At 64.9% G+C, this 9552-nt stretch carries 12 protein-coding genes and 1 pseudogene; 5 read left to right on the top strand and 8 right to left on the bottom strand.

Translation table 11 applies throughout. The features are described from left to right. The 4 genes from BLT60_RS23760 to BLT60_RS23745 form a co-directional block, all read right to left on the bottom strand. Positions 1-1027: 2Fe-2S iron-sulfur cluster-binding protein (locus tag BLT60_RS23760; RefSeq protein ID WP_090881386.1), on the bottom strand; the 1027-nt coding region annotated here is incomplete at its 3' end. Then, on the bottom strand, positions 1020-2321 hold the full coding sequence (locus BLT60_RS23755; protein WP_090881384.1) for an MFS transporter: 1302 nt from the start codon (positions 2319-2321) through the stop codon (positions 1020-1022). The genes BLT60_RS23760 and BLT60_RS23755, both read right to left, overlap by 8 nt. Further along, positions 2309-2575, bottom strand: a complete 267-nt coding sequence (locus BLT60_RS23750) for a glutaredoxin family protein (protein ID WP_090881381.1) — start codon at positions 2573-2575, stop codon at positions 2309-2311. The genes BLT60_RS23755 and BLT60_RS23750 overlap by 13 nt, the downstream gene beginning before the upstream one ends. Before the next feature lie 70 nt (positions 2576-2645). Beyond that, complete coding sequence (locus tag BLT60_RS23745; protein WP_090881378.1) at positions 2646-5132, bottom strand: heavy metal translocating P-type ATPase; 2487 nt, start codon at positions 5130-5132, stop codon at positions 2646-2648. A gap of 245 nt (positions 5133-5377) precedes the next feature. Here BLT60_RS23745 and BLT60_RS23740 point away from each other — a divergent pair, with 245 nt between their 5' ends. After that, on the top strand, positions 5378-5578 hold the full coding sequence (locus tag BLT60_RS23740) for a heavy-metal-associated domain-containing protein (RefSeq protein WP_090881375.1): 201 nt from the start codon (positions 5378-5380) through the stop codon (positions 5576-5578). Positions 5579-5888: 310 nt separating this feature from the next. On the opposite strand, the gene BLT60_RS24230 is transcribed toward BLT60_RS23740, so the two are convergent. Further along, positions 5889-6155: a hypothetical protein gene (locus tag BLT60_RS24230; RefSeq protein ID WP_175478625.1), complete on the bottom strand. Its 267-nt coding sequence runs from the start codon at positions 6153-6155 to the stop codon at positions 5889-5891. Here BLT60_RS24230 and BLT60_RS25085 point away from each other — a divergent pair. The 4 genes and pseudogenes from BLT60_RS25085 to BLT60_RS23725 form a co-directional block, all read left to right on the top strand. Next, positions 6092-6379 (top strand): annotated as a pseudogene (locus BLT60_RS25085) (cupin domain-containing protein); the annotation flags it as partial. The gene BLT60_RS24230 and the pseudogene BLT60_RS25085 overlap by 64 nt on opposite strands. Positions 6380-6382: 3 nt before the next feature. Next, the gene (locus BLT60_RS24895; RefSeq protein WP_244521426.1) at positions 6383-6544 is read left to right on the top strand and encodes a hypothetical protein; all 162 of its coding nucleotides are present in this window, start codon (positions 6383-6385) and stop codon (positions 6542-6544) included. Between the two features lie 299 nt (positions 6545-6843). Next, positions 6844-7041 carry a hypothetical protein gene (locus tag BLT60_RS23730; RefSeq protein ID WP_090881369.1) on the top strand — a complete coding sequence of 66 codons (198 nt, stop codon included), beginning with the start codon at positions 6844-6846 and terminating at the stop codon, positions 7039-7041. 35 nt (positions 7042-7076) lie between these two features. Continuing rightward, positions 7077-8111, top strand: a complete 1035-nt coding sequence (locus tag BLT60_RS23725) for an aKG-HExxH-type peptide beta-hydroxylase (RefSeq protein ID WP_090881366.1) — start codon at positions 7077-7079, stop codon at positions 8109-8111. 409 nt (positions 8112-8520) lie between these two features. Here BLT60_RS23725 and BLT60_RS23720 read toward each other — a convergent pair whose 3' ends face one another. The 3 genes from BLT60_RS23720 to BLT60_RS23715 form a co-directional block, all read right to left on the bottom strand. Next, positions 8521-8838, bottom strand: a complete 318-nt coding sequence (locus tag BLT60_RS23720) for a DUF1127 domain-containing protein (RefSeq protein WP_175478626.1) — start codon at positions 8836-8838, stop codon at positions 8521-8523. A 159-nt stretch (positions 8839-8997) separates the two neighbouring features. Next, positions 8998-9189: a hypothetical protein gene (locus BLT60_RS24225; protein ID WP_139167955.1), complete on the bottom strand. Its 192-nt coding sequence runs from the start codon at positions 9187-9189 to the stop codon at positions 8998-9000. Positions 9190-9216: 27 nt separating this feature from the next. Beyond that, positions 9217-9552, bottom strand: a 336-nt coding sequence (locus tag BLT60_RS23715; RefSeq protein WP_090881360.1) for a recombinase family protein, incomplete at its 5' end; no start/stop codon positions are given.

Below are 9552 nucleotides of genomic sequence, written 5' to 3'. Positions count from 1 at the left end.
CTGCTGCAATTTCAACTGAGTGAGGCGCGGTCGTCGGCGTAAAGAACACGTCGGCGTGTAGATCTTCCCGCTGCAGACCTCGAGCGAGAACAACCTCAGTCAAGGCGTCGATCATGGCAGGCGGGCCGGCCGTGTAGCACTTCCATCCGTCAAGGGCCTGCAGGTCGGCGCGGACCACGGTGTGCAGGAAGCCCGTTCGCCGGTCGGTCGGTGCGAACGGAGCGGACAAGACGGGCGTCACGGTCATGTCGCCGTGTTGCGCGGCGAGCCTGGCCAGGCGATCGAGGCCGTAGAGGTCGCGCTCGTCTCGTCCACCGATATAGACACGGATCGGCTGCCGCATGTCCTGGGCGACCGCGCTCTCGAGGATCGAGAGGATGGGCGCGAGGCCGGAGCCGCCTGCTACGGCGAGGATCGGCCCGGTGTGCCCCGCCCGAAGATGCGCGGTGCCGCGCGGACCCGTCAGCCAAACCCGGTCGCCGGCACGGAGGCGGTCGTGGATTGCGCCCGAGGTGCGCCCACCTGGAACGCGGCGGACATGGAACTCCAGTTCCTCCGCGCCCGGCGCGTTTGCCATGGAGTAATCGCGGGAGGTCTCGCCTGGCAGTTCCACTGTGGCGTACTGGCCGGGCGCGAAGTGCAGCGCCGGGCTGCCGCCTTTCAGGCGCAGACGCAGGATGTCATGTGTGAGTTGCTCGGTCCCCACCACCTCGGCCTCAAACGAGCGGACCGGATGTCTTGCTTCCGTGTCCTCATCCTCCAGCCATGCCACGCTCGCGCCACCCTTCGGCACGGCGCGGCAGGAGAGGATCAGACCTCCGTCGCGTTCCGCAGGGGTCAGAGCGAACCGGGAGTGGTCCAGAAGATCGACCTCGCCGACGGCGAGGCGGGACTTGCAGGTTCCGCAGCGGCCGGACTTGCAGCCGTGCGGATAGTCTATTCCCTTGGCCAGAGCGGCTGACAGAATTGTTTCACCGTCCAGCACCTTGATGGTCCGGCCAATGTTGAGAAGGGTGACGTCAGGCATTTCGGAATACTCCGTTGCCGGAAAGAGTGCAGGAAGGGGCACAGGTGACGATGCCGGCACCGCTGGCGGCGGCACAGATGCAGAGCGTTTCGGTGACGGAAGCAGCGGCAAAGGAAGGGATGCGACGCAGGACGGCGAACGAAATCGCCGCCGAAAGAACCGGCGCGACGAAGGCGAGCGACAGCGCCAAGCTGACACCGACTTCGGCTTGCAGGGCGCCGATGCCGAAGTACATGAGGCCAGCCAGTGCGGAGCCGAGGCCGAAGACCATCCCGGAGGCCGTCGCGCCCGATCGTGGCGCGCGATCCTGCGCCGCGACCACCAGGATCGGGGTGGCGGCATAGCTGAGCGCGCCAGCCGCGCCGAGCACGATGACATAGCCCGTCGCATCCGGCGCCAACCACAACAGCGCCAGGAAGGCCGGAACGCTGCCGGTCAGGACGGCAGCGAGCAACCATGTCCGGGAAAGCCTGGCTGCGAGAAGACCGACGCCGATGCCGCCGACCGCTGCGGCCAACGAAAACGTGGTGAGGGTGCCTGCGATTGCGGGGTGCGTGTCCGGCAGGCCGTGGCGCTCCATCAGGAACAGGGGAAGCCCGTTGAGAACAGCTGTTGCGGGAAGAAAAGCGAGGGCGGCGGCCAGCGTCACCAGACCAACCGGACCGAAGACGAGCCTCCATTCAAACCGCGCAGCTTTCGTCGATGCAGGGAGGGAGGTGCTTTCGAGCGGAACGAGCGCCATGATCGTCGCCGCGGCAACAATGCCGGGCAGAGCAAGGACGAGGGGCAGCGCGCGCCCGGCATGGTCGCGTGCGGCTGCCAGCAGCGTCGGGCCTGCCGCATAGCCGAGCATGCCGCCGGCGGCAAAGAGAGCGACCGCCAATTCCGGCCTGGAAGTTCCCTGTCGCACCAGCATGGAACCTGCGGGATGGATCGCCGCCGAGCCGAGACCAGCCACCGCGACCAGCGCAAAGAGGAGCGGCACGCTCGGCACCACGGCCAGAAGGCTGAGCAGCACCGCGCTGAAGAGCACGCCTGCGGCGGTGATGTGCGCTTCGCCGAAACGGTCCGAGAGCTTCCCGAGGAAGGGCCCGGGAAGGGAGGTCGACAGCGCGAAGATCGCGACCAAGCCCGCGAGTGTCGTCTCTTCCAGCCCGAGCTGGAGATGGAACATCGGTAGCAGCGCGGGAAGGAAGGCGGTGTAGGCGTCGTTGACCACATGGCCCAGCGTGCCGAGGACAAGGGGCCTGCGTGCGCTACGGGGCCGCGGCGGAGCGAGGGTCAGATCGGCCATATCCCGACCTCCTTCAGACGAGCCTCGATCCGGGGCTTCTGGTCCTCGAAGGTGCCGTAGGTGAACCAGTCGCCGATCACGGTGATCGGGGCGACGCGCACGCCGAAACGACGCTTCGCCTCGTCCATGACATCCTGATCGGTCAGGTCGCGCTCGGCATAGGCAATGCCGATCCGGCCCAGCCAGGCCTTGAGGTTGCGGCAATCGGGGCAGGTCGGCGTGGAATAGACGGTGACGGTGACGGTGCTGGTCATGGCAAATTTCCTTGGTGGGGTTTGACAGAAAGCAGACAGCGTCCCCGGTCGATCCGGGGACGCAACGTGCTCAAGTTGTGGCGCGGGCGGGTTCGACCATCGGCGCGGCGAACCGGCGGAGCCGGAGTGCGTTGCCGAGGACGAAGAGTGACGACAGCGCCATTGCCCCAGCCGCGAAGACGGGTGAGAGCAGGATGCCGGAGACCGGCCAGAGCGCGCCCGCGCCGACCGGGATCAGCGCAGCGTTATAGGCGAAGGCCCAGAACAGGTTCTGCCGGATATTGCGCATCGTCGCCCCGCTGAGCGCGATGGCGTTCGGCACGCCCTTCAGGCTTCCGGACATCAGCACCACATCGGCCGCCTCGATGGCCACATCCGTGCCGGTGCCGATGGCGAGGCCCACATTCGCTTCTGCCAAGGCCGGGGCGTCGTTGATGCCGTCGCCGACGAAGGCTACCGGGCCAAGCGCCTTCAGACGCTTAATCGCCGCGACCTTGCCGTCCGGCAGGACTTCGGCCACCACCTCGTCGATCCCGAGCCGCCGCGCTATGGCCTCCGCCGTGCGCTGGTTGTCGCCGGTGATCATCGCGACCTTAAGGCCGAGATCATGAAGCGCCCGGATCGCCTCCGATGTCGTCTCCTTGATCGGATCGGCCACCGCGATGATCGCGGCAAGGCGCCCGCCGATCGCAGCGTAGAGTGGCGACTTGCCTTCGTTGGCAAGTCGCGCGGCCGTTTCGGCAAACGCTCCAACGTCATGGCCGAGCTTGGCCATGTAGCGATCTGCGCCGATCTCGACCCGGATGCCGCCTGCCTCTGCGGTCACGCCGAAGCCCGTTTCGCTCTCGAACGGCCCGACGGCGGGCAGGACAAGCCCTTCGGCCTCAGCTGCCTGGACGATTGCGCGGGCGATCGGATGCTCTGATTTCGCTTCGACAGCGGCGATTCGCGACAGCACGTCAGCGCGATCGAACCCATTCGCCAGGACGAGATCGGTCAGCGTCGGCTTGCCCTCGGTCAGCGTGCCGGTCTTGTCCAGCGCGACCACGCGGGCGTCCTGCAGACCCTGCAGCGCGTCGCCCTTGCGGAAGAGGATGCCAAGCTCGGCCCCGCGCCCGGTGCCCACCATGATCGAGGTCGGCGTGGCAAGACCCATGGCACAGGGGCAGGCAATGATCAGGACCGCGACCGCGTTCACGAGGCCAAACGTGAGCGCCGGTTCGGGTCCCAAGAAGAACCACACGCCGAAGGTCAGCGCGGCGAGCGTCATCACTGCCGGCACGAACCACATGGTGATCTTGTCTACCAGCCCCTGGATCGGCAATTTGGATCCTTGGGCCTCCTCGACCATGCGGATGATCTGCGCGAGCATGGTGTCGCCTCCGACCGCGGTGGCGCTGAAGGCGAAAGCGCCCGTCTGGTTCACCGTCCCGCCGGTGACCGATGCGCCTGGGGACTTTGAGACAGGCAGCGGCTCGCCGGTGATCATGGACTCGTCGATCCAGCTGTCGCCCTCGACCACTTCGCCATCTACCGGAACTCGTTCGCCGGGGCGCACCTCGACGATGTCGCCAGGTGCGACATCCGCGATCTCGATCTCGATAATGACGCCACCGCGCTGCACGCGAGCGGTCTTGGACTGCAGGCCTACGAGCCGCTTGATCGCTTCGGAAGTACGGCCCTTGGCGCGCGCCTCGAGTACCCTGCCGAGAAGGATGAGGGTCACGATGACCGCGGCAGCCTCGTAGTAGACGTTCACCGTACCGGCCGGCAGCAGCGCCGGCGCAAAAGTCGCGACCAGCGAATAGGCGTAAGCTGCCAGTGTGCCGACGGCGACAAGGCTGTTCATGTCCGGCGCGCCGCGAAGCAGCGCCGGGATGCCCTTGCGGTAGAAGCGGATGCCCGGGAACGCGAGCACAAGCGAGGTCAGAGCGAACTGGAGCAGCCAGCTCGAAGACATGCCGATGGTCGAGGCGATCAGATGGTGCACGCCCGGAATGATATGGCTACCCATTTCGAGGATGAAGACCGGCAGGGTAAGGCCCGCCGCGATTGCGAGATCGCGGGACAGGACGCGGCGCTCTTCTTCCTTTTGCGCCTCCGCCTCGGCATTTGCGGCGCCACTCCGATCCACCGGGCGTGCCTCGTAGCCGACGCCCGCGACCGCCTCGATCAGCGTGGCGACTTCGACCCTGCCTTTCACGGTGGCGCGCTCGGTGGCGAGGTTCACAGTGGCCTCAATGACACCCGGCACAGCGTGCAACGCGCGCTCCACCCGGCCGACGCAGGAGGCACAGGTCATGCCGTCGATGGCGAGTTCGATGGTCGACGCAGTCACCGTGTAGCCCGCATCCTCGATCGCCCGGATCAAATCGGCGCGATCGACGGGTCCGGCCAAGCGGACATCTGCGCGCTCGGTAGCGAGGTTGACGCTGGCATCAAGGACGCCGGGGACGATCTTCAGTGCGCGTTCGACGCGCCCCACGCAGGAGGCGCAGGTCATTCCCTCAATCGGGAGGGAAACGGTTTCCCTGGTGACACTGGCTGGCGCATTCATGGCTGATTCCCTTCGGATTCGTGGTGATGCGCCAGGACATGGGCTCTCCCATGATGGGAGGGTCAAGCGATGTTTTTCCCCCGTGTGAGTTGGCTCCGCGCTGCTTCGCGCGCGCGCGTTCACATATCGTGGCCATGAAATTTCGGGCGAAGGCGTCTCCGAAAAAAATCCGCAAATCCTCCCTTGACCCTCCAATGCTGGGAGCCCCCACGTCTCTCCTCGCCAGACAAACAAAGGAGACAAACATGCAATTCCACATCGAGAACATGACCTGCTTCGGCTGCGCCCGGAGCGTGACGAAGGCCATCCAGTCGGTCGACAAGGGTGCGGTGGTCAATGCCGACCCCGAGAACCGCAAGATTGATGTCGAAACCTCGGCCACGCGTGCCGAGATCGAGACCGTTCTCGCCGAGGCGGGCTACCCCACCTCGCGCGAAGCGGCCTGACGGGGGCCGGCGATGCCACGCCTTTCCATCGCATTTCTGGGCACCGCATCGATCGCCGCAACGGCGCTGGCCATCATCCAGGTGCAGGCGGTTCACTCCCCCTCAATTCGGGCGGAACCGGCCGCACATTCGGGGCACTGAGCCATCCCAGAACGGGCCGCCTCGGCGGGCAGGCCCATTCTTTTTTCGCCGCATCAGGCAGTCATCGATCGTCGGCGCCATTTGGCGCGGTGTTAGGCGTCATCAATCATCGGCTCGCCCAAAGGGCAACGGCTGCTGCAATGCACATCACAGCGAGAAATGCCTATGTTCACGTCATGTTCGGTCGCTTCGTAACGATGCTTGCCATGCTCGTGATCGCCGTGGTCACGACGATGACTCCGGCGCATGCGGCGCGCGCATGAGTGCCGGGCTGGACCATGCAGTTCATTTCAGCGAGATGATGCACGTCACCGATGACGGGGAACGCTCTTGCACTGACCAGCTCCATTGCGGCACCGCCGACACCAGCATGTGCGAGTTCGTCTGTGCTGGGTTCACGGCCTTCCTGCCATTTCCGAGCGCGGAAATCGGACAAGAGTACGTGCCTTCCCGACATGTCTTCCCGCCCGAGGCAAGCAACGTCGGCCGGGCGCCGGGACTGAACGAACGACCTCCCACAACGAAGACGAGACCTTCGTTGTGCTCGAAGGTGAGGTAGAGTTCGAAGTTGGAGGCAAGGCTATTCCGGCGAGCCCAGGCACGATCCTATACGGGCCTCGTCACATCCCTCACAGGTACTCTGTTCGACGTGGACCGGCGAAGATGTTGTTTTTGCTTACGCCGGGCGGCTTTGAAGAACTGGTGCTTGCCACCAGCACGCCGGCGGTGGAGCGACGCATACCGAAAGATGGAGATGCGATGCCGGACTTCGAAGCCATTGGGGCAATTGAACAGCGCTTTGGTTGCGAACTTCTTGGCCAGTAGGTGAACCACAGCGCCTTGTAGGGTGGCTTTCCTTCCGGGTGTCGATGACGTAAAGAGACCGAAGCCCTCCAAACAAGAAATTCTTCAACGGCTGAGGAAAAGGCTTGAGAGCCTTTCCTGGACGATCCCAGGTCGATCAGCTTTGACGTGTGACGGGTGCCACAGCAGTCCGAAGGACAGCGCGAGGTGCGCGAGGGACGGGGTTTTCCTGGAGCTCCGGCCAGTGTTAATTGAATCAGGCGCATCGTAGGGTGCCTGCCGCGGATCAAAGGTCGCAATCCGCCGACAAGGAGATCACAATGGAACGCAAGTCACCGAAGGAACAACTGGCCGGGCACGAACTGATCGGCTTTGACCGCCGCGACGACGCGCCGGGCCAGACCGTTCGCCGGGCGAGCAGCGCCAAGGTCACGATCAAGCCGGGCTTCAAGCCCGCGGTTTCGGCCAGCACCGCCGACAATGTGGCCAAGTCGAGGGCTCCCGGATCGACATCGTAGACGTCGGCGCGGGTCAGGCTCGCGCATCGGGCTCAATGACAGCGAAGATCGGCTCGGAAGGCGCCAGCGACCATTATGCGTTCCATCCCGACGCGAATCGCGCCGCGATTGTTGCTGAGCGCGTGCGCGGTGGTCTGGCGGATAGCCTGACCGCGGTCTTGCAGTCCCTCGCCCGTTCCGATGGCGCCGCGCCGGAGGCGCTCATCGCCCGCGTTCGCGCCGGGCCCGTTTCGCCGGCGGTCTTCGGCGCCTATACCGAACTCGTGGAGACTATCTTCGCCGACGACCTGGTAGGTGCGGCTGTCATTGCCGACGACCTCGTACGTCCCGGCTTTGGCGCCAGAGACGGCATGCGCATTGTCACTCTGACCGACAGCGATCTCGGCCTGGGACAGGCGGCGCGCTACCGCAGGCTCCTCGACAGTGACCCGGAGGTCGGCGCCGGGCTGCAGCCGCTCCAGGGCCCGGCGTTTGTCGATGCGGCGGCACGGGTCCGCGAAGCGCTTGCGCTCCTCGACAAGGGCGCTCCGGAAATCGCCGGCGAGTTGCGGGAGCTCGTCAATGAGATTGCCCTGGTCGGGACGACCGACGAAGCCTATTTCGGCGGCGCCTCGAGTTTCCAGCTCTGGGGTGCGCTGTTCCTGCGGCTCGAGCCGGACGCCACCCGCGTTGACATTGCAGAAGCGCTGGCCCACGAGGCAGCGCACGCCCTTCTCTTCGGCTTTGGTCTTGGCCGACCACTGGTCGAGAACCCCGACGATGAGCGCTATGCCTCGCCGCTGCGCGTCGACATCCGACCGATGGACGGTGTGCTTCACGCCACTTATGTCGTGGCGCGGATGCATTACACGGTGACCCGATTGCTCGCGTCGGGGCGCCTCACCGCGGCTGAATCTGCGGCCGCCGCCGAGGCCCGGGATCGTCACACCCGGCATTATCGCGACGGCGCCCGGGTCATAGAGCGCCACGCCCGCTGGACGCCGGCTGGTCAGGCGGCATTCGACTCCACCGAGTCCTACATGGCAGTGGCGCTGGAGACCATCTCCTCGCCGCCCTCGACCCGCCTTTAGCCGACCGCCGCGCGCGACCACAGCCTCCGACGCAGAATGGCCTTCGAGGCCGGCCCCTTATGAGGATCGGGATGCGCGCATCACCATCCTGGCAGCGGCCCACGCGCCGACCTGCCGGATACTTTTTTGCAGACTGCTCACGTCGTCACATAATCGCCCTTTGCAATCGGGGCGGGCCATACGTTTGCGTCCGAGGCCGAGCGGGCTGCGGGTTGTCGAGTACCGTCCCCCCTTCGTCTTCCCATCGTGCGATACAGGCCTCACTTGCCGACGGCCTCGCATCCGGCTCGCTTCGGCGTTCCAACTTACCCATCCACGGAAATACTTCGGCAAAGTCAGCTTCACAGATCATCGGTTTGTTCACTCCTTCCCTTCGCTCTTTCGGCGTCAATCCCTAGCACTCGTCTCCTCACGCATCCGTCAATCGGAGCGTGACAAGGCGAACTCGGTTCGAGCCGACGTTCGAAGCGCGCTCGTAGTCTGGTTCTTCGGCAATCGGGGGCGGAGCGACAGGAGTCATCCGCAACTCGCGTGAATCGAACCCGTCAACGATGCTTGGAATCTCACCACGGTAGATTCCGATGTCGGCAAGCGTCCGGTCATCGAGGTTTTCGAGCGCTGTTATCATCCGGCGCCGCTTGGCGATCGCCATGACCCATCGGCGGAAAAACCCGACGCCGCGGGGGGTGAGCGGATCGTGCAGTCGGGCATGCAGGTAGTTGGACATGTCATCCTCAAATTTCTTACGTGACGGACATCGGTGGGCGAACATGCGCATCCGCATGCTGCCGGCCGGGTCGGCGCAGGCACCTCTGTCAAGATTGGATCTGGGATCAGGTAACACCCCGGCAGCGTGGATGGGCATCAAAACCCACCCCGCCCGGGGCTACCGGCGGTTCAGGAGCGACCCTGCGAAAAGCAGAAACCGAATATGAATGCTGAACATCATCATGATCCCTACATGGCCATTGCAGACAGGGTTTTCAATTCCATCGCTCAGGCTGCGACTTTTCGGCTCAAAGGTGCGTTTGCCATTTGAGCCGGGCGCATCAAGGACGTCATCGCGGCGCGTGGTCACGCCCGTTATTCCCGTCTAAAAAAGGGATTAGCTGCTCAAGCGATGAACGAGGTTCTTGACGTTAGACACATGCCACTTGCCGCCGCGTGCGGTGCGGACGCCGCGGTTGTTCAGCGCCGCAGCGAGACCCCGCAGGTCCATGATGCCTGATGCTCGTAGGGACTCGATGATCGGTAGGACGTTCGCGGCGAACGCGGCAGCCTCTTGCACTTGAACCCTTCGTCCCCGCGCCGCTGCCTCGGCAGCATTGATTCGATTGCCCAGTCGAGCGCCCTGAGCCTTTCGCGCCGCTAGCGCCGACCGCGTCCGCTCGGAGATCAGTCGCCGCTCCTTCTCGGCAAGAGCAGCGTAGAGATGCAGCAT

Source organism: Bauldia litoralis (genome assembly GCF_900104485.1).
Lineage (GTDB): Bacteria > Pseudomonadota > Alphaproteobacteria > Rhizobiales > Kaistiaceae > Bauldia > Bauldia litoralis.
This window is presented reverse-complemented; position numbering and strand designations above follow the sequence as displayed.